19 protein-coding genes and 1 riboswitch are annotated in these 23901 nt (G+C 44.5%); of the genes, 4 read left to right on the top strand and 15 right to left on the bottom strand.

Translation table 11 applies throughout. The annotated features are described in order from the left end of the window. Nucleotides 1–202 precede the first annotated feature (202 nt). The 12 genes from BM210_RS18860 to BM210_RS18805 form a co-directional block, all read right to left on the bottom strand. On the bottom strand, nucleotides 203–1942 hold the full coding sequence (locus BM210_RS18860; RefSeq protein WP_091171338.1) for a hypothetical protein: 1740 nt from the start codon (nucleotides 1940–1942) through the stop codon (nucleotides 203–205). Nucleotide 1943: 1 nt separating this feature from the next. Beyond that, a complete protein-coding gene (locus BM210_RS18855) occupies nucleotides 1944–2900 on the bottom strand; it encodes a sugar phosphate isomerase/epimerase family protein (protein WP_091171337.1) in 957 nt (318 codons plus the stop codon). A gap of 148 nt (nucleotides 2901–3048) precedes the next feature. Beyond that, nucleotides 3049–4755 carry an extracellular solute-binding protein gene (locus tag BM210_RS18850; protein WP_091171334.1) on the bottom strand — a complete coding sequence of 569 codons (1707 nt, stop codon included), beginning with the start codon at nucleotides 4753–4755 and terminating at the stop codon, nucleotides 3049–3051. Between the two features lie 60 nt (nucleotides 4756–4815). After that, entirely contained in the window at nucleotides 4816–5688 is an 873-nt protein-coding gene (locus BM210_RS18845) for a carbohydrate ABC transporter permease (RefSeq protein WP_091171331.1), read from the bottom strand. Between the two features lie 13 nt (nucleotides 5689–5701). After that, a complete protein-coding gene (locus BM210_RS18840) occupies nucleotides 5702–6625 on the bottom strand; it encodes an ABC transporter permease (protein WP_091172503.1) in 924 nt (307 codons plus the stop codon). A 210-nt stretch (nucleotides 6626–6835) separates the two neighbouring features. Then, nucleotides 6836–8392: a response regulator transcription factor gene (locus tag BM210_RS18835; protein WP_177237893.1), complete on the bottom strand. Its 1557-nt coding sequence runs from the start codon at nucleotides 8390–8392 to the stop codon at nucleotides 6836–6838. After that, nucleotides 8379–10187, bottom strand: a complete 1809-nt coding sequence (locus BM210_RS18830) for a sensor histidine kinase (RefSeq protein WP_091171327.1) — start codon at nucleotides 10185–10187, stop codon at nucleotides 8379–8381. The genes BM210_RS18835 and BM210_RS18830 overlap by 14 nt, the downstream gene beginning before the upstream one ends. A 537-nt stretch (nucleotides 10188–10724) precedes the next feature. After that, nucleotides 10725–11483 (bottom strand): MgtC/SapB family protein, encoded by a 759-nt coding sequence (locus tag BM210_RS18825; RefSeq protein WP_091171324.1) that lies wholly within the window; start codon nucleotides 11481–11483, stop codon nucleotides 10725–10727. A gap of 162 nt (nucleotides 11484–11645) precedes the next feature. Further along, nucleotides 11646–12389: a glycerophosphodiester phosphodiesterase gene (locus BM210_RS18820; RefSeq protein WP_091171321.1), complete on the bottom strand. Its 744-nt coding sequence runs from the start codon at nucleotides 12387–12389 to the stop codon at nucleotides 11646–11648. A gap of 40 nt (nucleotides 12390–12429) precedes the next feature. Beyond that, the gene (locus BM210_RS18815; RefSeq protein WP_091171320.1) at nucleotides 12430–13803 is read right to left on the bottom strand and encodes an ABC transporter substrate-binding protein; all 1374 of its coding nucleotides are present in this window, start codon (nucleotides 13801–13803) and stop codon (nucleotides 12430–12432) included. Nucleotides 13804–13881: 78 nt separating this feature from the next. Continuing rightward, the gene (locus BM210_RS18810; RefSeq protein ID WP_091171317.1) at nucleotides 13882–14706 is read right to left on the bottom strand and encodes a carbohydrate ABC transporter permease; all 825 of its coding nucleotides are present in this window, start codon (nucleotides 14704–14706) and stop codon (nucleotides 13882–13884) included. Further along, the gene (locus tag BM210_RS18805) at nucleotides 14703–15557 is read right to left on the bottom strand and encodes a carbohydrate ABC transporter permease (protein WP_371263504.1); all 855 of its coding nucleotides are present in this window, start codon (nucleotides 15555–15557) and stop codon (nucleotides 14703–14705) included. Before BM210_RS18805 ends, BM210_RS18810 begins: the two co-directional genes overlap by 4 nt. A 610-nt stretch (nucleotides 15558–16167) precedes the next feature. Here BM210_RS18805 and BM210_RS18800 point away from each other — a divergent pair. Further along, nucleotides 16168–16968, top strand: coding sequence for a Cof-type HAD-IIB family hydrolase (locus BM210_RS18800; protein ID WP_091171313.1), 801 nt, complete (start codon nucleotides 16168–16170; stop codon nucleotides 16966–16968). 95 nt (nucleotides 16969–17063) lie between these two features. Here the strand turns inward: BM210_RS18800 and BM210_RS18795 are convergent, their stop codons facing one another. Beyond that, nucleotides 17064–17777, bottom strand: a complete 714-nt coding sequence (locus tag BM210_RS18795) for a cyclase family protein (protein ID WP_091171310.1) — start codon at nucleotides 17775–17777, stop codon at nucleotides 17064–17066. A 309-nt stretch (nucleotides 17778–18086) separates the two neighbouring features. On the opposite strand from BM210_RS18795, the gene BM210_RS35740 reads away from it, so the two are divergent. Continuing rightward, nucleotides 18087–18221: a sporulation protein YjcZ gene (locus BM210_RS35740; RefSeq protein WP_091171308.1), complete on the top strand. Its 135-nt coding sequence runs from the start codon at nucleotides 18087–18089 to the stop codon at nucleotides 18219–18221. Between the two features lie 147 nt (nucleotides 18222–18368). Here the strand turns inward: BM210_RS35740 and BM210_RS18785 are convergent, their stop codons facing one another. Beyond that, entirely contained in the window at nucleotides 18369–19016 is a 648-nt protein-coding gene (locus tag BM210_RS18785; protein ID WP_091171305.1) for a cell wall hydrolase, read from the bottom strand. 42 nt (nucleotides 19017–19058) lie between these two features. Continuing rightward, nucleotides 19059–19892, bottom strand: a complete 834-nt coding sequence (locus BM210_RS18780) for a CAP domain-containing protein (RefSeq protein WP_256223826.1) — start codon at nucleotides 19890–19892, stop codon at nucleotides 19059–19061. 5 nt (nucleotides 19893–19897) lie between these two features. After that, nucleotides 19898–20032, bottom strand: a riboswitch (cyclic di-AMP (ydaO/yuaA leader). 226 nt (nucleotides 20033–20258) lie between these two features. Here BM210_RS18780 and BM210_RS18775 point away from each other — a divergent pair. Next, entirely contained in the window at nucleotides 20259–21863 is a 1605-nt protein-coding gene (locus tag BM210_RS18775) for a hypothetical protein (protein ID WP_091171300.1), read from the top strand. Then, a complete protein-coding gene (locus BM210_RS18770) occupies nucleotides 21860–23803 on the top strand; it encodes a TOMM precursor leader peptide-binding protein (protein ID WP_091171297.1) in 1944 nt (647 codons plus the stop codon). The genes BM210_RS18775 and BM210_RS18770 overlap by 4 nt, the downstream gene beginning before the upstream one ends. Nucleotides 23804–23901: the final 98 nt, after the last annotated feature.

Below are 23901 nucleotides of genomic sequence, written 5' to 3'. Positions count from 1 at the left end.
CATACGTCCATTCAAGTATGTTTTCAATTAACCATCTTCAGCAAACCGCTAAAGCTAGTGAGGAATCATGTCGATGATTTTGCCTTCAAGACGGGATCTTTCTGCCGCAAAACCAATCTGGTTTCCGCGAATAGACTTCTCCATCATAGATCTCCTTAAGTTGTGAACTTCGTGATCAAAAAGGGGCTTATTGATTATCCTCTTATAACAGCCGAATGGTGAAAATACGGTCCATTGGCGTCACCACATTGACATGCACGTATTGGCAGCCTGCAGGGTGGTCGTCATTGCGTATATCCGGCAGCCAGTGCTCATAAGCGCCTGATGAAATTTCGATTGCACTTTCTTCAGTCATGTAAGTAAATGATCCGCTTTTCAGCACATATCTCCCTTTGCCGCTATTCTCGATATCATTTCCTTGAATGCTGCCTTCCGCACCCAGAATAAAGGTAAGCTGCATCATCACATCCTCCCGCTCATCCGAACGAACATGCAATTTCCATTCCGCAGCTCCTTGTGTGATATTTACAGTTAGTAACTGCTGCTGCAAATGCGTGACCGGTCGGTGTTGATGTGGCAGTAAATACCATGGGCTAAGCTGCTTGCGATTGGGAAGATCAGATAAAAGGGATTGCGGGATCGGCCCATAGTAGCCTTTTTCCAAGGTTTGGCTTAATGTGTACACGTCTGTATTCACACTTAATTCGTCAAATTTGACTATCCCGGGAGAGAAGGCGGTGGCCAGCTTGACTCCCAGCAATCGGGCTTTTCCATGACGAAGCGAAAAGAAGGCTGGAGCATTGGCCATCATCGTGATACTATCATCAAGCTCTCGAATCCGAATCACCGAAGCTCCAAATGCCGTATGCAGGCTGCTGTGTTCGAGTTGTACCAAGTTTCCCGCTGCTTTCGCCATATTCAGATGTTCACGAATGGGATGAGCTGCATTGAAGATTTTTTTATAATGAACGGGCAGCTGTCCTCGGTCCACCCCATTCAAATCGGATGGAAATAACAGGATTCCGGTCATCGGATGGTTATTGACGCCTTCTTTGTATCTTGTCATAAGCGACGCTGCGTAATCGGACATAGCCGCAAAAAGCGGATCTCGGTCATGGGCTGCCATCAGACGGTAGATCAAAAAGTAATTGGACATATCATATACCTGGCCCAAGTCCTGCCTGCCAGAATATTCCGTAACTACTTCACCATTCGGATGAATCAAATAAACCATCATTCGCAAATTTCGCCGGACGTATTCCAGCAGGTCTGGACGGTTCAATACACGTGCGGTATGAAATAGCGAAATATCGCTCACGACATTATAAATACCGTTGCTGCGCTCGGTCCATTCCCCGTCCTCCGTAATATCCATACCTTCGGCTAACCATTCCTCAGCACGGGCGATCAACTCCGGCAGCTCGAATATTTCGTACAGTTGGGCAAGTGCCGCTGTCATTACCCAGCGATGATTAGGAGTATGACAGCCGCCGCTGAGCAGTGCAGGAATCGTACGCTCCAGAAACAGCTTTATTGAGGCTAACGATGACATTACCTCAGGCCACTCCTGCTTTTGCAGGAGACGGTAAATCTGGGCGACGCCCCCCACGACAAACGCTGTATCCGGCGGAGAATTAAAATTCGTTGAACCAAGACTGATGGTGCCGTCGGCGTGCTGACGATTCAGCATAAATACAGCAGCTCGGCTAAGGGCGCGGAGCAGCTCCGTATCGCGGAAATACCGAGAGTCTGGATTTACAAGCGCTGCCGTCCACGCTGCCACCACAGCAGGGGTACCGAGATGGTTAGCCTTCGGAATTCCGCTAAGTAGATCCATGATCCCACCATAATATTTGGAGTTAGGATCAGTAACCTGCCTATGTATTGAAGTCTCCGTCCAATCATCATTCAATTGAACCAGTTTAGTCACGATAGAATCCATATTAATTAGCCCTTTCGGTAAGAGCTGCAATTTTTTGAGTAATGAGATTATGGCTTTCATGAATTTCATCAGGCTGACATACCGCTTTTAATTCATATACTTTCGCTTTGGCCAAATCGATCACTTCAAGGAAGTGGTCAAAGAAATGCATGTCCTTGCTGTGTACATATGGACAGTAATGGTCAGACAGCTCAATCGTTTCATGAATATGGACACCATAGATATAGCGCTTAACCTCTTGCAAATCCTTAAGATTATCGTATAGACCCATCCGATCCATCATCATCGCGTGCCCAATATCGTACCATATGGAAACCGGACTTCCCTTGAGATGATCACATATCGTTATGGCTTCCAGCAGCGTCGGCATTTGATAACAGCGGGCACGTGTTTCGATGCCTATCGCTACATTCCATCCTCGCATGGCAGCATGGTCGCTCACTTCCTCTAGGCTGTCTTGAATCCGCTGCGTATAGATCGGACTCAAGCGTTCACGTCTTTCGCACATTTCACCCCACAGCTTCTGATACTCTGGTGAATCCTTACCATAATCCCTGTACAGCTTTTTCAATTCCGAGTCTATGTTATAGGCAAAAGGCACTTCTCCCGGATGCACCACGACGGCTTTCGCTCCATAACGAACCGCATATTCCATAGAACGAATCAGCAGCTCAACTGAGCGCTTTCGCTTGACTTCATCATCGTACCCGAGCAGCACCGAATCCGTATCGTAATCTTTGTCATTGATAAAAGGAAACACATTATGGACACTGGAAATGCCAATTTCCGCTTTTTCGATCATCGGCTCTATCGTTTTCAGCAGTTCTTCGGTTACGTTATAATTAAGCTCCACATTTTGAAAGCCAAGCTCTTTGATCTCCTCAATCAATTCTCTGCCTACCGTATGCCTCTTGATATTCCAACACGTAGAAAAGGAATATTCCCCTTTATTCAACATTTGATGGCCTCCATTATTTTTTAATCGGAAAGGCGATTCCGTTCACACAATTCGATAGGAGGAGCTGAGCATTCAAGCGACCACTGCCTATGCAGCCAGTCTGCTATTTCATGCCTAGCTCCTCCCTTAACGATGCCAACTATTTAAATTACTTCACTTGCTCCATTTGTTGTTTGATGATTTCATTCACGTCTTTAGCCATGAACGCTTTATCTTTATTTTCGGAATACCACTTGTTCATAAATTCCTCAAGCTTTTTGCCATCGGCTTTATCCCAAGCTGCTTGTGAATCCTTAATCGCCTGTTCCGGGCTGTACTTGCTGCCACTAATAATGGCTTTAACGAAGATATCGCCTTTTTCTTTAAGAATGGTCGTATTAATTAAATTCAGGTCGGCCGAATATACAGGCATATGGTCGCCTAAGGTAATGCCTGGATATTCTCTCTTAGGGTCGAAATATACTTTCTGAATTTCCCTGTACATGTCCATACCTGCTTTTTGCTCCGGTACCTCTGGATTAAATCCGTTCAAGACAAACGTACATTTATCCACACCTGAGGAGAAGAACATCGTATAGTCACCTGCGTAACCGACCTCATTTTTGGACTTGGCTGGGTCAATAGCCTGCGGACAACCATTTGCAGCCTTTTTCCAGTGAGTGCCTTCGTCTCCGTTAATAATTTTTAAAGCGTTTTCCGGTTTCATCATAAAATTCAGATATTGTCCAACTGCTTCCGGATTTTTGGCATTCGCGTTAATTACGGTCGTCATCTGAATCGGATTATCGATAGCTCCCGTAAATGTCCCCATTGGTGATTTTGGATATGCAAGTGGAGCTACATCAGCTCCTGGTACATTTTTCTTGAGTGTCGCAAAATCGTTCATAACAAAGTCATACCAACCACCGGTAAACTTGACGTAAATACCAATCTTGCCATTCAAAAAGTCCTGCTTAGCCTTTGCACCGTCTTTATCATTGATGAAATCTTTATCAATTAAACCTTCATCGTATAGACGCTTCTTGAATGCAAGGGAAGCCAGCTCTTTATCCCAAGCACGGACAACCTTCCCATCCTTGAGATCCCAAGCCAACAACGTGCTGGAGGAGCTTTCGCCGAATATTTCATTAATCGCTTGCTCTGAATACGTACTCATGTTCATTCCATAAGTATCTTTTTTACCATTTCCATCTGGATCTTGATCGGCAAATGCCTTAGCTACGGTCAATAATTCATCTGTTGTGGTGGGCATCGCCAGATTCAGTTTTTTCAGCCAATCGGTACGAATTAATAAAAGATGCGCAGGAGTAGCTTCTTTCACCTTGCCAATCTCGTAAATCTTGCCATCCGGTTTGGTGCCCGCTTTTTTCAGCTGCGGATATTGGGTCAACAGCTTCTGGTATTCAGGCATAGACGGTAAAATATTATCAATAGGCATCAGCTGCTTTTGATCATACAAACTGCCACGAAACGGAGTGTTATATTCGTTAATAATATCCGGAGCAGAACCGGATGCAAACAGCACGTTCAATTTTTTCGTTGAATCGCTTCGCAGGACAGGAACGAACTTCACATTCGCAGGTCCGTTTTGGTTGATCCATTTGGTCCAACGGTTTTCCTCGTAATTTCCCTCAGAAGCCGGTACGGCTCCACGGTCATACATCGTTACTGTAATATCTCCGCGTTTGGCTGGTGCTGCTGGCGCTGGTGTTGTCGCTGCTGGCTTATTGGCTGCTGCGTTATCTGTCGCCTTGTTGGCTGGCGCCCCTTCTTTATTATCGCTGCTGCAGCCAGCGATTGTGGCCCCTAACGCTACGACTCCCAAGGTCATACCCATCCATAGCTTTCTGTTCATACACAAACTCCTCCTGATAATTATATTGTAAAGTTTTGTTAAACTGGACAACCATCGTGATCAACCCTTAACGGAACCAAGCATAACGCCTTTAACAAAATATTTTTGCAGAAACGGATATACCACAAGCATAGGAACTACCAGCACGACGACGCCAACGGATTTGACCATTTCAGTCGCAACCATCTGCTGCTCATCTGCATTCAGAGAGGGGGAATTCAACAGATCGTTTTTTTGCAGCATAGCTTGAACGACTACCGTCAAATTTTGCAATTGGCTTTTGTTGATGTACATCAATACGCTCATGAACGTATTCCAATAGTTGATCCCATAGAACAGAGCCAAGGTGGCCAGCATCGGAAGCGACAACGGCAGTATGATCCGAATGAGGAGTGACACGTCGTTGCATCCGTCAATACGCGCAGATTCCTCCACTTCATGAGGGATATTTTCAAAATAACTTCGCATGAGCAGCATATTGTACGTACTGATGAACCCGGTAAGCCAGATTGCCCAGTAGGAGTCGATTAAGGACATGTTTTTGACAACGAGATAGGTAGGAATTAATCCACCGGAGAACAGCATCGTAAACACCATGGCAAGAATGAAATAGCGCCGGCCTATTAAATAACCTCTGGATAAGGGATAGGCAGCAAGCACCGTACCGAGCATACTGAGCGTAACACCAACAACCGTAATGATAATGCTATTTTTAAAAGCTGTAAAAGCTGGGCTCGTAATGAAAAAAATCTTGTAAGCCGTAAACTGCAAACCAACTGGCCAGAAAAAAACATGTCCCGATTCCACAGACGAACGATCACTTAGCGATAGAGCTATGATATGGATAAAGGGCATCAGACAGGTTAAAGCAATGACCGCGAGCAGTATGTAGTTGACGATATAGAAAATAGTTTCTCCTTTTGTCGCTTTCATGCCGTACTCCCTTCTAAAATAAAGCCTGGTCAAATTTGCGCGCAATACGATTAGCAATCAGCACAAGCGTACAGCCTATAATCGACTCGAACAGCCCCATGGCAGTCGTTAAGCTAAATTGCGAACTCCCTAAACCGATTTTATAAATATACGTACTAATGACCTCCGATACTTCGGCGACCGCTGCGTTCTGCAAGTTGTATACTTGATCAAAGCCAACCTCCATCAAACGCCCCATAGCTAAAATAAGCAGCAAAATAATCGTCGGTCGAATTCCGGGAAGTGTAATATGCCAAATTTGCCGCCACTTCGAGGCACCGTCCATGCCAGCCGATTCATAAAGGGAAGGATCAATGGTCGTTAGCGAAGCCAAATAAATAATGGTACTGAAGCCCATTTCCTTCCAAACACCTGATCCTACAAATATAGTGATCCAGGAATTGGACTCATACAAAAAGGTGATCGGTTCAATCGACAACAGCTTGAGCACCTTATTGATCGAGCCGTAGTCGGTTGCAAACAAGGATAGAACGATACCGGAAACAATGATCCATGAAAAAAAATGCGGCAAGTAAATGATCGTTTGCACCCATTTTTTAAACCAGGTCTTCCTGACCTCATTAAGCAGAATAGCCAGAAAAATAGGAACCGGGAAGCCGACAATCAAATTCAACAAGCTGAGCCAAAACGTATTCCAAATAATTTGGAGTGTATTGGTGCTGGAAAAGAGGATATTAAAATTTTTCATACCTACCCACGGACTATGCAAAATTCCATCTGCAAAATTGTAATTTTTGAAAGCGATCACAAGACCGCCCATAGGCCAATATTTGAATAAAATATAAAAGGCAAACACGGGAACCAGCATGATGAACAATGGGATATTTTGCTTCAGCCTTCTTCTTCGGTGCAGAGACGCGGCTTTTCGAATAGCCATTGTTGAATTGCGGGAGTCACCTTGGGTACTTCCTCTCACGTATGCTTCACTCCTTCATTCCTTCATTCATTCTTATAACCCTATAATAAGAGATTTAACAAAAAAAACCCTTGAAAAATTATAGAAGAATCTATAATTTCATTGGGTATGTGTAAATGTTAGGTGAAATCGGGCATTGCTATCGACTACTTTCAAGCAGTCTTCTCATGCTCACCCAGGATCCCGATAATTCCGATATTCTTTTGGCGTCATTTGATACTGCTGCTTAAACACATTCGTAAAGTAATTGGGCTCATCGAAGCCTACAGCACAAGCGATCTCAAATATTTTCATATCGGTGTTGCGAAGCAGCAGGGCCGCCTTGTCCATACGGGTACGGGTGACAAAACGAGTAAAGCTTTCTCCTACCGTCTTCTTAAACAATACACTAAAATAGCTTGCATTCAGATGAACATGTGCCGCCACATCTGTCAGTCTGCAGGCTTCATTATAATGTTCCTCTATATATTTGACGGCTCGCTCCATCAAATTGTCATTTTTGAGCGCTTGCCAGTTATTGAACAGCAGCAGGAAGTTCTTCACTTGCTCGCTTGCCCACCGAGTAACCTCATCTGGAGTCCAATGGGCCTCCGGTATGTCACTGGGGATTTTGGCCAGCAGGCTGTTTTCATCAGGATCAAATTGCTTGTGTATCGTTCCAAGCAGGGCAATGGAAAGGGACAATGCTCCTATTTTCATCTCTTCATGTGATTGGCTCGACAGTTCCTTAATGAGCCGATCCAACAGCTTCTGAAGACTGTCCTCCTGACCCATTAAAATGGCAGACATCAGTTGGACCTCCAATTCCTTGACTCGGGCCTGATTAGATGACAGTTTCATACCATAGCCGCTTTCACCCTCAGTCGCAGCGTACAGGCCTGCAGATTCGTTATCCAACCCTTTAAACCTGTTATATAAGGCCGCCAAATGTTTGGCAGCAGGTGCGTCTCCCATCGAAATCATCTCTATACGAATTTTCAAATATTGCAGTGACGCATCCCGAATTGCTGCTTTCAAGCTTACGTTCAATCCAGCGGATTCCGAAATCAGAACAAAACGATCGTGCTCAACGAGCAAAAGCCTTGCTTGAATCCCTGCTTCCTTCAGCAGCTCCTCAACGATATTGGAGAAAGCAAACTGAAGAAGACTCATATCGTTTTTCCCATAGTTGTGAATAGGTGTGTTCTCATTCATCCACTTCAGCAGCCACAATTCCTGGCCCATCAGCATGTTATCCAAACTTTTGGATATTCCCATCGGAGAAGGCAAATCTAATAACACCGCACACAGCTCTTGTTCCTGCTGCTGCTTGTGCTGTACCTGCTGCTTCTCCAGCAATGCATACTTTTCATAAAAACGTTCATACGCTTTGCTCATTACCTGATTTACATCTTGCTCTGTACACGGTTTGATTAAGAGATCAAGCGCTCCAAGGCGTACGGCAGCCTGTGCATACTCAAAGTTTTTGTATCCGGTTAAGATGACTACCAGCATATCAGGATAATGTTGACGCAAATGCCCGACGAATTCAATTCCGTCCATAATCGGCATACGAATATCAGTAAGCACCAGATCGGGTTTGACTTGATCCAAAAGCTCCAGAGCAGCCTGCCCATTACCGGCTTCACCGACAACCTGCCATCCTAACTGCCCCTCCTCAAACATTTTGGTCAATCCCATTCGAAAATTAGGCTGATCCTCTACAATTAACACTTTACCTTTCAGCATGCTCCTGCTCTCCCTTCTGGGTGTTGATGTTGGGCAAAATAAGCCGCATGGTAGTCCCGCTTCCCATGGTGCTAACAATCTCCAATCGATAAGGCGAGCCATGGATAAGCTCGATCCTTCTCACAACACTTCTCACACCAAGACTTTCCCGTCCATCTGAACGCTGTGGCAAGGATGTGCCTTCCCGCCTAAGCAGCAAGGAAATGACCGAATCGTCTATGCCACAGCCATTATCGGTCACTTCAATCTCCAGAAAACCGCTTTGGCTTCGCACTTTTATTAGGAGGATTTTGTGGGAAACTTTATTACGAAACCCGTGCACAAATACATTTTCTACAAGCGGTTGAATCAGAAAACGCATAATTTCGCATTCCAGCATTTGTTCTTCTACTTGGATGATCGTTTCCAAATCGGCCTCAAACAGCTCAGCCTGCAGCTTGACATAATTGCGTACCTGTTGTAAATCTTCTCTCACGGTAGTTAAGGTTTTAACTGGCATTAAAGAATACTTTAGCATCTCCGATATAGCAGCGATCAAGGATGCCGTTTCCTTCTCGTCCTGTAAATACAGCTTCCAGTAGATCTCGTTGAACATATTATGCAAAAAATGAGGATTCAATTGTGCCTGAAGCGCTTTAAACTCAGCATCCCGCTCGCTTAACTGTGTCATATACACTTCCTTGATCAACCGCTCCACATGCTCTGCCATATTATTAAAGCTTTCCGCGATATACGCCAGTTCGTCCTTCGTTCGAATCTGAATCCGCGCCTCGAAATCCCCAGATCGAACTTTGCGAAGTCCTTGCAGCAAATCTTTAAGTGGTCTCAACAGACTTCCCGTGGACAAAACGATTAAACCACTAGTCAGTAAAATGCTGATCAAGCCGGAGTATACAATTCTTTGGAAAATCTCCCGGTTCTTTTTCTGAATCTCCGTCAGTGAAGTACCGCTGACCAGCTTGAACGAAGTTGTTTTGGATTCACCCTGCACATACATAAAATTATGGATGACTTCCGTTTCGTTCAGGCTTCTCAGCAGTTGGAGTCTTGCTTCTGTATCCTGCGGCGAGTTGCTGTAAAGCAGCTCCTTATTGGGATTGAACAAATGAACGTCGCCTGCTCCTTCTTTCGTCAATTCTTTCAATGCACTGGAAAAAAACGATTCGTCAATCGTGATCACCAACACACCGTACGTATTTAAGTTGCTATTTTTCATCAAACGGGACGTAATAATTGTTTTTCGGAGTCCACTCGGCTCAATAGAGCTGGGTAAAGGCATATTCATCCAAATCAAATCACCATATGTATCGTCAAGCCGCGAGCGAATGATTTTAAACACATCTTGATCTAGATTATTGATCGCTGAGGTCGTGTACTTGAAGTAAGTAGAATTCCCCTCCAAATCATACAAGTACATCCCTGTAATATAGGGAGCATCGGATTTAATCTGGAAAATCTGATCCTCGATTTGTTTTTTATCATAATATAAACTAAATGCGTCAGAGTCCTCATTCGAATTGATTTGTCTAATCATCTTTTCAATTTGGGGATTAAACACCACGGTTTGCGAAATCCGCATAATCTCCTGCACTTTGAGATCCATCTTGGCCAACGCCTCTTGATTCGTGCTCGAAAATTGTTTGCTGATTTCTTCCTCAAACAGCTCCATATTGTATTGGTACGTTAAATAACCGGTTATGCCAAAAGCGAGCAATATAATGAGGGACAAGTTGAGAATCAGCTTCACTCTAAAGCTTCGGTTGATTCCTAATAATGATCGGATCCATATCGGCATCGTATTTACTCCTATTTGTCATGTTTTGCACCAAGTTCCAATAAACTGCTTACTACTATATAAGATGAACTAAACATCATGACAGCAAAGAGGCGCTGCGAAAGCAGACCCCTCTTCCAATCGCTGTTGCAGCCAGATTCTTTGTATTCTTAGCCCCAAAGGGGTAAGAATCCGTCTGCAAAGGCGAACACTTCGTTTCTCCAGACGGGACCGCTTTCTCCGCTCGGGCTGTGTGTTTCTTTGGTTCATCTTATATAGTTAGCATTCTATCACACAATTTGAATACGACTATACCGAAAAATCAGTTCGTTAAAAAGACTCTTATATCAATCATCGCTATGCTTGTCCAGATATGCGGTATGCGTTATGCGATGCCCACCTCTGGTAATAAAAATGCACTCCTTCTAAAGATGTTTCCATCGTTAGAAGTGTGCATGAAGGGTACGTATATTCAATGATTAGTCAGGCTCATCATTCACATCATCTTTGACTAATGGACCCAATCTGCTTCTGCGAGCCATCCAGTCCAACACTTGGTTACTCGGAGAATGCACTCATTTTGGAAGCATTGCTGCTCTTAATAGAAGTTATATGTTGAGACTCTAACGAAAGTACGACGTCCAGCTTGGCAATGTGCTCCAGGGCAATGACTAAATTCTCCTGCTTTTGAATTTTCAAGCTGAACAAGATTTGCATGGAGGGCAATGCTGCTGGATCATCCGGCGTATTTTCGTTCGGTATCATTTTCAAATTAACGATAGCAAGGTCGTAATCTCCCAATATGGTCGCAATCTTGCCCAGCGAGCCTGGATTGTCGATGATATGAATCCCAACTTCATGATATCTTCGGTTGCGAAGCAAATGTTTTTCCCACTTATTCAGTAAAAACAAGCTGATTAATACTAGAAATGTACACAACAAAGCTCCCATATAAAAACCGGCACCTACACTTAAACCGATTGCAGCCACAACCCATACGGATGCGGCTGTTGTCAGTCCTTTAATCATATTTCCGTTACGAAGGATCGCTCCGGCACCAAGAAAACCAATGCCGCTAATCACTTGTGCTGCCAAGCGGGCTGGATCCATTCTCACATTGTACTCATTCGCAAATTGCGAAAAACCGTAGCTGGATAAAAGCATAATAGTAGCAGACCCCAAGCAAACTAATATATGAGTGCGAAAGCCCGCTGCATGATTACTCCATTCTCTTTCAATACCGATTAAACCACCTAGGACTACGGCCAATATCATTCGAACGACCAGTTCCCAATGACTAATTTCCCAAACACTCATACAAACCAGGTCTCCTCTCTTTGTGTAACATTAATGCAACAACACTAAAAAGCCTGTGTCCAGATAAATATTGGGATCAGGCTTTTTAGCAATTTAGGTGGTTACTAACATCGTCTGCATAATAACGGCAATGTTTATTGGGTCCTGACAAAGATTATTCTTTTATTGCAAATCCCGATCTTTGTATAGGGCACCCAATCTTCCAGGAAAATCTGTAATTATTCCTGAAACCCCGATTTGAGTCAAATGAAGCAAATCGCTTTCTGCGTTCGCTGTATAAGGATAAACATAAAGTCCATTCTCTACAGCTTTCAACACATCCTCTGCGTCCAAATGTTGAAAGTAAGGGTGAAGCGAATACACATCTACATCAAAGCTGCGTGCGTAAGCAATCGGATCTAATAAATTGGCTTGGTACAGCAAACCAATCTTGGCTGCAGGCTCCATTAACTTGACTCGTCTCACACACTTATGGTCAAAAGATGAAATCACGACGTTATCCATGCGGTTTCTTTTATGGAGTAAGTCTAACAGCTTATGCTCAATTTGACCCCCGTATGCATATTTAATTTCCACATTGACCATGATGGTATCGGGCACAAGATCAAACACCTCGTTCAAGGTGGGAATGGTTTCCCCTTTGAATGAGTCTCCAAACCAGGATCCAGCGTCAAAGGTTTTGATCTCTGACAGACTTTTTTCCACAATGAAGCCTTTGCCGTTGGTCGTCCTATCCAATGTCAAGTCGTGGCAGACTACGATTTCACCGTCAGCGGTCAAATGTATGTCCAGTTCGATGCCCTCGCATCCTTGATTTAAACCGAGTTGGAAGGCCGCCAGAGTGTTCTCTGGGGCCATCCCTTTAGATCCGCGATGTGCAATAATCAAAGGTTTATGATTCGGCATACCTGTACCCTTTCCGGCAGGGGCCGCAGCCCCTGATAAATTATTTTACTGTTTTGTTGTACTGCTGAATTTTTGAACTGATCTCTTTTGAAGCTCCGTCCAAAGCTTCCTTAGGTGATTTTTTGTTATTAAGTACTTCTTCAATTGCACCCTCGACGATTTGTCTAGCTTCAGGGAATACGCCCATAACTGCGCCTTGTGTGGCTGTGTTCAGCTTGGTTTGGTGAAGCTGATCAATTGCGGTCTGGAATTGCGGGAACTTTTTCAGGTTTTCTTTTACTGTACTGTCTTCGTAAGCTTTTGTTGTAATTGGGAAGTAGCCTGTATTGATATGCCAGTAAGCTTGCTCTTTAGGAGATGTCACGAATTTAATGAAATCCCAAGCCGCTTTTTGCTCATCATCAGGTCTGTTGTTCATCATCCATAAGCTCGCTCCACCGACAACAACGCCGCCTTCTTTGGCATCTGCAGGTTTAGGCAGGAATCCGGTACCTACTTCGAACTTACCGCTTGCACTGTCTACAAGTCCTTTAAGTGCTGCAGTGGACTCCAGAATCATACCCACTTGCCCAGCTGAAAATGCTTTTTTGGAATCATCTGTTTTACGTCCCAGGTTGTTGGCCGCTTTTGTATCGACAAGATCCTTCCACCAGGTCAATGTCTTCACACCTGCATCCGAGTTCACCAATGACTCTGTAGCCTGCGAAGTTCTACCATTTCCATTGTTTACATATTCAGCGCCTTGGTTAGCGAAGAACTGCTCAATAAACCAGCCATAAATCGCAAAGTTGGCACCTGTTGCTTTACCGGATTTGGTGATAGCGTCAGCCGCTGTTTTCAATTCCTCGTAAGTCTTTGGAGGTTTTGCGGGATCAAGACCAGCTGCTTTGAATAAGTCTTTGTTGTAATAAAGAATTGGATTGGACGTATTGAATGGCATGGAATAGAGCTTGCCGCCAAGTGTATAGTAACCGGCAATATTCGGCTCCAGTTGGGTAGCATCCCATTTATCTGCATCAATGAAATTTTGCATCGGCGTAATCGTTTTGGAATCGATCATAAAGCGGCTTCCGATTTCATACATCTGCACAACGGAAGGGCCATCATTCGTGCCCATTGAAGCTTTCAGCTTACTGAGCAGGTCGTCATAGCTGCCCTGAAACACAGCCTCTACCTGGATTTTATTCTGGGATGAGTTGTAATCGGTCACCAATTGCTCTACAACCTTGGTGTTTGATCCACCCATAGCATGCCAGAATACAACCTTTTTAGGAGCACTAGCCTTGGTTTCACCTGCTTTAGGCGCTTCTGTTGTTTTTTTGCCTCCGTCGCCCTCGCCCATATTTACGTTACATGCGGCCAGAAAAATCATAATGATGGCCATTAGTACGCCCGTTAACCCTTTTTTACTCATTGTTTATTCCTCTCCTCAATCAAAATTGATTACATATATGATAGGCCTATTAATAACAGCCAGATCATTAAAGCTGGGTTATCCTTTTACGGCTCCTGCGGTAATTCCACCTACCAGCTGTTTAACACCCAAAGCCAGTAGAAGAAAAGAAGGGAGAAGAACCAACGTCACCCCTGCCAATATGAGATTCCACGACATGACCTCAGCATGTTGGAGCATACCGACACCAATTTGCACGGTTCTCATGGAAGGACGATTGGTAATTAAAAGCGGCCACAGATAGTGGTTCCAATGCGTTAGAAAAACATAAACCCCAAGGGTTGAAAGAGCCGGTCTCGACAGCGGAAGGACAATCGAGAAAAAGTTCCTAATGTGCCCGCATCCGTCTATTTTCGACGCATCGAACAACTCATTCGGGAGCTGCAGGAAAAACTGGCGAAGCAGAAATACACCAAAGGCCCCTGCCATAAAAGGTACAATCAAGCCTTGATAGCTGTCCATCCAGCCCCAGCTTTTAATCGTCAAGTAATTCGGAATAATCGTAACTTCCCATGGAATCATCATGGTCGCCAAAAAGATCGCAAACAAAGCATTTTTCCCTTTAAATTTCATGAAGGAGAAGGCGTAGGCCGCTAAACTTGACGTAATGACCTGACTCACCATAATCGCCGAAGACACGATAACGCTGTTTAAAATAAAACGGATGATAGGAAAACTTTCGATAGCCTGTTGGAAATTCCCTAAATATAATTGCGATGGGAATAAGGGCGGTGGGAAGTTGGATATTTCCTTCTCCGTCATAAAGGATGACAATACGCTAAATAAAAGCGGATACAATACCGCAAGCGCCATCAAAAGCAGCAGCAGGTACTGAATAACTGGTGTGATTCTCTTTGCAATCATTGATAATGCACCTTCTTCTCCAAAACTTTAAACTGGAACAAGGTCAAGGCCAAAATAATCAGGAACAAAATCAAAGCCTGCGCGCTCCCGATCCCAAAACGGAAATTAACGAAAGCATCCTGATAAATTGAATACACCACAACATTGGTTGAATTCATAGGACCACCTTTTGTTAAAATATGAATTTGCCCAAACGTCTGGAATGCACCAATGACGGACACGATTAAGGCAAAAAAGATCGTTGGCGTCAACAATGGCAAAACAATTTGGAGGAAGGTCCGCACAGGGCCGGAGCCGTCAATTTTGGCACTCTCATATATTTCCTCTGGAACGCCTTGAAGCCCACTCGACAATACGATAAACAGAAAGCCCATGTTCATCCATATGGTCATAAGGGAAATCGATACCAGCGCCCAGGAAGGATCCGTCAACCAAGGAATGGGGCTGATATGAACAAAGCTTAGGAAGTAATTCAGCATACCCGCAGTCGGGTGGAACAACAAAAACCAGATAATCGAACCGGTACCAACTGAAATCACAATAGGCAAAGAAAAAATAAATTGGAATACCTTCATGCCTCGCAATTTATTATGAGTGATTGCTGCCAAAAAAAGGGACCAAATGATCGAAGTAGGTACCGTTAACAAAATAAACAGCAAGCTTACTTTCAGATTCGAATAGAATTGACCTGAGGTTAACAAGTCCGTAAAATTATCCAGTCCAACGAACTCAACGACCCTGCCGCGAGGATCTGTAATCGTCATGCTAAGGTAAACAGACTTGATCATTGGGTAAAATAAAAAGGTTATAAACAGAATCAGCGAAGGGGCTAAAAACAAATAGGCTAACAGGTTTTCCCCTAACTTTTTCTTTCTTAGTAATGCACTATCCGTTTTGACATTTTTTAAAACGCTTTCATTCGACGACAAATTGCATACCCCTTTCTTAACAAAGTTACGTTTATCAGCTGTGGGAGCGTTCCCTCTTTTGTGCTGACGGTGTCTGACTCGGTCGTTCTCCCTTCCATAATCCGAGTTTCTAAGATGTAGGCTGGCATCGTTACTCAGCTTTTCTAGATAACACGGGTACACATTTAGAGAATAAAAAAACACATAAAATGCTTTGTCATGAAACAAGCAGTTTATGTGTATCTCCTATTCTCCTACACAACTATTAACTTACACATATCATACACGTAAATAATCAAATATGTCAATAAAACGTTTACAATTTATTAATATTTCTTTTTTCTTCTACTGTTATCGTTCCAAAAGCGTTTGATTTAATTGACCAGAGTCTATTTGTTTTCGTTTAACCACTACGTGTAAGTCCATGTTTATCCCGCTTTATACGGATATCCGTTACACATAAGGTTTAATCATAATTAGCTTCAGGCGAGTGCGATGTTTGCCCTTCTCATGTATAATAAGAGCCGTAGACAGACTAAGGAGTGGATATAAGATGTACAAAATGCTGGCAATCGATATTGATGATACGCTGATTAACGACCGCAAGGAAATAACCGAAGGCACCAAGCTCGCTTTGGAGAAAGCTCTCGCGCAGGGTGTTACTGTAACGCTTGCAACCGGCCGGATGTATGCTTCCGCCAAACAGATGGCTGCACAGCTGGGCTTGAACGTTCCGCTTATTACGTATCAAGGTTCATTAGTAAAAAATTCAGAGGATGGCGCAACGATCTATGAGCGCACGGTTCCCTCTGAAGCCGCGCACCATATTTTCGAATACTGTGAACGCAACAGGCTCCATTTGCAAACCTATTTAGAGGACATTTTGTATGTACAAGCAGATAATGATAAAAGTAGGGATTATGCTGCGTTGTCAAAAATTCCTTATACCGTCTACCCCGAGTTTCGTGAGCTGGCTGATAAGCCATCCACCAAGCTGTTAATCATTGATGATCCGGGTCGACTGGATGAGGTTGCGGTAGAGCTGCGCAATGAAATCGGCCATCTCGTACATATTACGAAATCGAAGCCTCATTTTCTCGAGATCGTGAACCGGGAAGGTACGAAGGGCCATGCGATCCGCTTTTTGGCTGAACGGTTTGGATATGATATGTCAGAGGTTATGGCGATCGGGGACAGCTGGAACGATCATGAAATGCTTGAGGCTGCGGGATTTGGTGTGGCAATGGGCAATGCCGTCGATTCGCTGAAGGAAATCGCCGATTACGTAACCTTGTCCAATAACGAGGATGGCGTTAAACACGTCGTTGAGAAGTTTGTCCTACAAACCATTTAACAGCTTTGCAGATATGGTGTAGATAACCGCTTAAATGAAAAGAATAAGAAAAAAAGGCGGTTCCACGAAGGAAACCGTCTTTTTATATGGTCTGGCTATTCTTTGAATGCCAGTGCCCGCATGGGAGCACCCGAGCCCTGTTTCACTTTCAACGGGGCGACGAATACGTAGGATTCTCCGATAATTTCCTCAAGCCGTGTCAGATTTTCCACAATATTGACTCCATTACCTAATAGTATGTAATGAGCAGGCGAATTCTGTGATGCCTTTCCGTCAATAGCAATCGCATCGCAGCCAACCACCTTAATTCCTCGATCTACAAGAAGTTGCGCCGCTTCACCGCTAATACCGGGCCAGGCTTTACTAAACTGTAAACTCTCCGTCCGTGGTACCCAATACTTGTCCCATCCGAAGCGAAAAAATACGATATCACCAGCCTGAATGCGTTCGTTCTCTTGCTCCCACTGTTCAATTTCCGCTGCCGACATCAAATCGTTCTCCGTATAGTGAGAGAAATCAAGTGTCAGCGCCCTCCCAAAGAATTGCGTAATCGCTGTTTCATCCATGTATTGATGTGCCGGATGACCCTCCTGAATAAAATGTGCGGTTGCGTCCATATGCGTGCCGCAGTGCTCATTCATAATCAACTGATACGCAAGTGCAATACTTCCCGTCTCGAACGAATCCCAAAGGGTATGAAAGTAGCGGGAATGCGATTGGACGACCGGCATATTTTCCTCATACGTATGGGACAAATCAATTACCTGCATCGTCGATAGCAGCGCGGATAGCTGTTTCACCTTGGACATGAGTGTACCTCCTTCTCATCTATGTTATTCCACTAATTTCCTTATATTATAGAAGATAACTTGCATTTGCGATACCCCATTTCGTACAAGAAAAAAACGGTCCCATGAAGGAAACCGTCTTTTTGGGGATTGATCTATGGGGTTGCATGGGAGCAGTTGGCGGCTTTCTCCCACATCACATCATACGTAATCCTATCCATCTTGGAACGACTTGTTCCTCCCCTACAAACGCACATTTTTCTTGAGTCCAATCCGTATGCTTCTGACCATCATAACATACAGAAGATGGGATGGAGGGAGGTTGAAACTATGGGATTCGTAGGCGGAGTTGGCGCTAGTTGTGCAAGTTGTGCAAGTTGTGGAGGTTACGGTTTGGGAACTACTACAGGTGTTATTCTTGTACTCTACATTCTTCTTGTTATCATTTTGAGAACCTTCATCTAATCAGGAATGCTTAGTATCTTTGTCTAATAACAAAATCTCCTAATCGTAGCCGAGTTGATGAAGATAGATCGTATCTAAGCTGATATCAAAAAGACAGTAACCATAAAGGGATTTGAATCCCTTCATAAGTTACTGTCTTTCAAAACCTTATTTGGCGAAAATATGATTTCCGATCGTTATTGTTTGCGGCCTGGACCAGATCCATCTGCTGGTAGCCGTTTTCGGATTGAAATAGTAGAGTGACTGATTAGTAGGATCCCAGCCGCGCAAAGCGTCCTGTGCAGCCAAATATGCGGTTTTGTCTGGAGTCAGTGCATATTGGCCGTCATCGACTGCCGTAAATGCACCCGCTTGAAACACCACATCATGAATATTGTCGGGGAATTGACCCGATTCAATTCGATTCATGATCACAGCCCCAACTGCAACCTGTCCCTCATAAGGCTCTCCGCGAGCCTCGCTATAAATCACTTTAGCCATTATGTCCAACTCGTTCTGATTTAACGAATAGGTTTTTAAGGTTTTCCACGTTTGCTCGCCTACAACTCCGTCAGGAGTTAAGCCATAGTCTTGTTGAAACTGTTTAACCGTGGCTAAGGTTTGTGAACCGAATATCCCATCGAGCACCTGCTGATCATACCCTAATGTTCTAAAACGGAACTGCATATCCCAAACATCGCCGCTAGATATCCCTTTTGTTAGTAAAGCTGACGCTTGAGCCTGATCGGTATGCAAAGTACCCAGACTCATAAGAAGCAGCACAATCCCTGTAACAAAAGTTTTTAAATGCTTCATACGTTATAAATTCCTTTCGCTTAGGCAAAAGGGGTTTCATGCTTAATTCGCAATAAATTCTTGAACCCACTCGCCGTTATAATAAGACACGCCAATTTTTGTATAATTAGGACTCATAATATTTTGTCGATGCCCTTCGCTGTTCATCCAGGCAGTCATAACATCCTGAGGAGTTTTCTGACCCATGGCAATATTTTCACCAGCATAAGAATACTGGATACCATATGTTTTCATCATATCAAATGGAGAACCGTAGGTTGGGGAATTATGATCAAAATAATGATTGTTATACATATCCTTAGCTTTATCCAATGCCATAGCTGACAAAGCGCTATCGCTTGTCAATGGATTGAGACCTGCCTTCGAGCGCTCTTGATTTACCAAGGCGACCACTTCATTGGCATAAGCTGATTCGGCTGTTGAACCCTGCTGAACCGCAGCATCTGAACCTGATCCAGTTCCAGCATTAGTTCCAGTACCTGCGTTGGTTCCTGTATTTGTTCCTGTATTTGTTCCTGTGTTGGTTCCTGTGTTGGTTCCTGTGTTGGTTCCTGTTTCTGTTCCTACGTTGTTTCCAGTTCCACCTTCATGGTTACCTGCACCTGTACCAAAGCCTGTGCCCGAACCAAAACCTATTCCTTTACCTGCACCTAGACCAGGAATATTCAAAACCATACCAGGCCAAATATTTTTATCATTAGCAATCTGTGGATTGGCTTGAATAAGGTCACTTAAGTTAATCCCTTGCTGCTTGGCGATAGTCCACATTGTATCATTACCTGTTACCGAACATGGAGCAGCTGATACAGCCGTAGCTCCAACAATCGTACCCAGAGCAAGTAAACCGGTTAATACTGATTTCTTCAAATACATGATGAACATCCTCTCTTTTTTACGGCCTATGAGGTTAGCTGACGGGTTCGGGTCAAAGAGTAATCGCCCGGCCATACATATGGCTTCACCCCAAATACTAGGTTCCCCCATGCTTCAATAAGAAGCTTCGGCCTGAATAGTTTCTCTCAAAAAAACAAGATGCGCAGCTTTAAAACTGGCTGTCTTTTTAAGAGATTCTCATCTTAACATGGGAAAAGTAGAAGCACACTGATCAAAGTTTTCCAATAGCAACTACGAATAGCTCTAAATACGCAATAGAAAAGGCATGAAGGACAAGGAATTCCACATACGATAAGATGTACACATGCAGGCAAAAGTGTAAGTCTGCTCCTGTCAGGAGGTGCGAAAATGCCAAATCCCAAGTCGCTTGTCCCCTTAAATCCGTATCTTCAAACTAAGTTGTTGGCGATTGGCTCTGGTCCCTTTTTGCTATCATTGGTTTCGGCATTGTTTGAATCAGGATGGTTCAGTTTCCATATACTAATCACAGAATCTGTGCCAACCGACCGCCAGCGGCTGAAGGAATTGATCGATTATGCTCGACAATCAGATCCCAAGGCAGAAATTAAAGAACTTTTTTTGGAGCATAACGAAAGGACTGGATGGCAGCAAGCAGTGAGCTCCTTTCATTCGATTTTGTATGTCTCACAGGACAATCATATCGAGGAGCTGCGGAATTTGCATGCTGTTTGTAGGGAGGATAAAAAGCTGCTGCTTCCGGCTCTATGCATACAGCAAGCGGGTTTGGCTGGGCCGATCATTCATCCCGACTTTGAGGGATGCTGGGAGTCTGCGTGGCGACGAATCCACCAAACTGTACTTGGGGAAAGTCCTAGCGTATCGTCTGCCTTCTCCACCTCTGCCGGAGCCATGCTGGCAAATGTGATGGTATTGGAATGGCTCAAAGCCGTTTCGGGAGTAACTGACGCTGCAGCGGAACAGGCTTTTTTTCTACTTGATCTTGAAACTCTGGAAGGCGATTGGCATTCATTTTTGCCTCATCCACTGGTTACCGGACTGACTGCTGCTCCAGAGAGAGCAGCCTATATGAATGAGCTTGAAATCCTTGACGAACTTGATGAACCATACACAGATGAAGGAGAGTCTTATGCATGGTTTACCTACTTCAGTAGGCTGACTTCATCCCAAGCAGGGATTTTTCATATTTGGGAGGAAGGCGATCTGCTGCAGCTTCCACTAGCGCAGTGCCGTGTTCAGGTAGCCGATCCTCTATCGGAAGGACCAGCCAAGCTGCTGCCTGCTGTGATTCGCTCAGGTCTGACCCATGCGGAGGCACGACGGGAAGCGGGACTTGCAGGGATTGAAGCCTATGTGTCGCGAATTCAGGAATTCGAAGGCGCTGTGCAGCCGTTTGTCGGTATAGGAACGGGTGAAACCATCTCAGAAGGCGTTTGCCGCGGATTACAATTGTGTTTGAATGACGCATTAACCAAATCGTCGACCATCCGGAAGCCTCTCATCAACCTTGTGCTGCTCGATACTGTTGAGGATGAACACTGCAAGTTTTATTTACAAGCAATAACTACCTTACAGGGTACGCCAACGATCGGTCTGGGCATAGATCAGTACGGTTTTCCTGTTGTATGGATCAGGACGAACGAAGAACATTGGTATGGTTGTGTGGGCTTGAATACGACTTTAGCCCTAAGAAGTGTGCTGCAGCTAGCTCTAATGCTCGCAACAAATAAACATCTCCAACTGCCACTGCAATGCCATGAGTCTTCGGTGAATCTGGCTAATAAGGAACCTGTGCACTTGTTCATTCCTTCAGTTCCAAAAAAAAGTTCCTCTCTAATCCTGTCTGAAGCTATGCAAATGGTGAAACAGAGCAGCCAGCAATTGCTTGTGTTTGATCTGACATTTGAGCCTTTTATGAAGGAAGGACTGGCAGGGGTATGGGGTGTGCAGCTGAAAGAGGAGGTGTCCCGATGAAATCTGTCATCGCGATTGTCGGAGAGGGACGACTTGCCGAACTTGTATTCCGAGAATTGTCCAGCTTCTATACAATCGTCCGCCAAAACGATTTCGAGAAGGGTGTGCCGGCAGGAGCGAAATTGGTTGTTGTTCTAGGAGATAAAGCGAGTTCCTCCTTTTATCATGAGATGGAGGAGGTGTTGCAGTCAACCGAAATCCCATGGATCAGTGGCTTCGTTGCAGTGGATGAAGGTGTGGTAGGACCGCTGGTACGACCCGGGTTACCGGGATGCTCATTATGTGCGAGTATGCGGTACCAGACAGCAGGACGCAGTCTTCAGATGTCTGAGCAACAGTTGAGTTGGTTGGTTTACGGGGAAAAACCACTTGAATCTGACATTTCGCATACTGGCTTATTGCAGATGTCTGGCCTGCTCACAGCGGAAGTACAAAGAGTGCTGCAGGGAAAACAGGCGATCACAGAGGGACGGATCTATTTCGTTAACCTGAAAACACTGAAAAGTTCTCTACACTCCTTTTTGCCAGACCCGTTATGTCCGGTTTGCGGAAGATTGCCCGATGATATGGCAACAGAAGCCCAGATCAACCTGCAGCCAAGTCTCAAGAGCAGTCCCCATAGTTACCGCAGCCGTTCCGTCAGCGACCTGAAAGATGTATTAATCAAAGACTATTTAGATTCTCGAACTGGACTCTTTAATGCAGCCATGCAAGATCTTGCGTCGCCTTTTTCCAGTGTACATGCGAACCTTCTTTTGTTTGCAGGAGACGAGGTGACAGCAGGGCGCAGTCATTCCTATGCCAACAGTAAACTGACCGCAATATTAGAAGGACTGGAGCGTTATTGCAGTCAGGTACCGCGCGGCAAGCGAACATTGATCCATGACAGCTATCTCAATCTGGCTGAGCAAGCACTCCATCCACTCGACGTAGGTGTATATTCGGATGAGCAGTATGAGCAGGAGGATTTTCCATTCCAGCCGTTTCACCCGAATAACCCGATCAATTGGGTATGGGGCTATTCGTTTTTGCAGGAGCGTCCGATTCTTGTTCCCGAACTGCTGGCGTATTATAGTGCGAGTTTTGGTGAAGGCTACGTCAATGAAGCCTCCAACGGATGTGCGCTGGGCAGCAGTCTGGAGGAAGCTATTTTGTATGGAATTCTGGAGGTCGTAGAGCGCGATTCGTTCCTGATAACCTGGTACGGACAGCTGCCGATCCCGCGTCTTGATCCTTATTCCGCTTGCAGCAAAGAATTGAGCTTAATGATTGATCGTTTGCGGACAGTGGCCGGCTATGAGGTTCATTTGTTCAACATGACGATGGAAAACGGGATTCCAAGCGTGTGGGTACTGGCCAAGAACAACAAGCCAACGGGAGCGAACCTCATCTGTGCAGCTGGAGCACATCTGGATCCAGTAACAGCAGCGATAAGTGCCATTCATGAGATGGCTGGTATGATCGAGTCGCATAACGTAAAGCTGGAAGCCGATCGCGAGAGCTATATGGAAATGCTCAAAGATTCATCTCTGGTGCGCCAAATGGAGGACCACTCCATGCTGTACTGCCTGCCGGAGGCTGAGGAGCGTCTACGATTTTTACTGGATGATCAACGTCCCATGCAAACATTCGATGAAGCATTCAAGCAAAAGAAAGTCCAGCATACGGATTTGACTGACGATCTGAAAGACATTCTTATGGTGTTCAAAAGATTGAAGCTTGATGTCATAGTCGTCAATCAAACTGCTCCTGAAACGTTACGTAACCATTTGCATGGTGTAAAAGTGATCATTCCCGGTATGCTGCCGATGACATTTGGAAATAACCTTACCCGCTTATCAGGTTTGGATAGAGTCCTACAGGTGCCCGTCGATCTTGGATTTGTGCAGCAGCCTCTTACATTGGAGCAGCTTAACCCCTTCCCGCATCCTTTCCCATAAATCATCATATGCCCTCATCGATGACCGGAATTCTTTTGTGTGTATTCAAATTATTATGAGCAATTTTCCTTAAGGAGATTGATTTGTTCAATTTGAAA

Source organism: Paenibacillus sp. 1_12 (assembly GCF_900114475.1).
Taxonomy (GTDB): Bacteria; Bacillota; Bacilli; order Paenibacillales; family NBRC-103111; genus Paenibacillus_S.
This window is presented reverse-complemented; position numbering and strand designations above follow the sequence as displayed.

Coding starts and splice junctions, on each gene's coding strand:
- BM210_RS18860 (WP_091171338.1), bottom strand. CDS start 1,942: ATGGATTCTATCGTGACTAAACTGGTTCAATTGAATGATGATTGGACG.
- BM210_RS18855 (WP_091171337.1), bottom strand. CDS start 2,900: ATGTTGAATAAAGGGGAATATTCCTTTTCTACGTGTTGGAATATCAAG.
- BM210_RS18850 (WP_091171334.1), bottom strand. CDS start 4,755: ATGAACAGAAAGCTATGGATGGGTATGACCTTGGGAGTCGTAGCGTTA.
- BM210_RS18845 (WP_091171331.1), bottom strand. CDS start 5,688: ATGAAAGCGACAAAAGGAGAAACTATTTTCTATATCGTCAACTACATA.
- BM210_RS18840 (WP_091172503.1), bottom strand. CDS start 6,625: ATGGCTATTCGAAAAGCCGCGTCTCTGCACCGAAGAAGAAGGCTGAAG.
- BM210_RS18835 (WP_177237893.1), bottom strand. CDS start 8,392: ATGCTGAAAGGTAAAGTGTTAATTGTAGAGGATCAGCCTAATTTTCGA.
- BM210_RS18830 (WP_091171327.1), bottom strand. CDS start 10,187: ATGCCGATATGGATCCGATCATTATTAGGAATCAACCGAAGCTTTAGA.
- BM210_RS18825 (WP_091171324.1), bottom strand. CDS start 11,483: ATGAGTGTTTGGGAAATTAGTCATTGGGAACTGGTCGTTCGAATGATA.
- BM210_RS18820 (WP_091171321.1), bottom strand. CDS start 12,389: ATGCCGAATCATAAACCTTTGATTATTGCACATCGCGGATCTAAAGGG.
- BM210_RS18815 (WP_091171320.1), bottom strand. CDS start 13,803: ATGAGTAAAAAAGGGTTAACGGGCGTACTAATGGCCATCATTATGATT.
- BM210_RS18810 (WP_091171317.1), bottom strand. CDS start 14,706: ATGATTGCAAAGAGAATCACACCAGTTATTCAGTACCTGCTGCTGCTT.
- BM210_RS18800 (WP_091171313.1), top strand. CDS start 16,168: ATGTACAAAATGCTGGCAATCGATATTGATGATACGCTGATTAACGAC.
- BM210_RS18795 (WP_091171310.1), bottom strand. CDS start 17,777: ATGTCCAAGGTGAAACAGCTATCCGCGCTGCTATCGACGATGCAGGTA.
- BM210_RS35740 (WP_091171308.1), top strand. CDS start 18,087: ATGGGATTCGTAGGCGGAGTTGGCGCTAGTTGTGCAAGTTGTGCAAGT.
- BM210_RS18785 (WP_091171305.1), bottom strand. CDS start 19,016: ATGAAGCATTTAAAAACTTTTGTTACAGGGATTGTGCTGCTTCTTATG.
- BM210_RS18775 (WP_091171300.1), top strand. CDS start 20,259: ATGCCAAATCCCAAGTCGCTTGTCCCCTTAAATCCGTATCTTCAAACT.
- BM210_RS18770 (WP_091171297.1), top strand. CDS start 21,860: ATGAAATCTGTCATCGCGATTGTCGGAGAGGGACGACTTGCCGAACTT.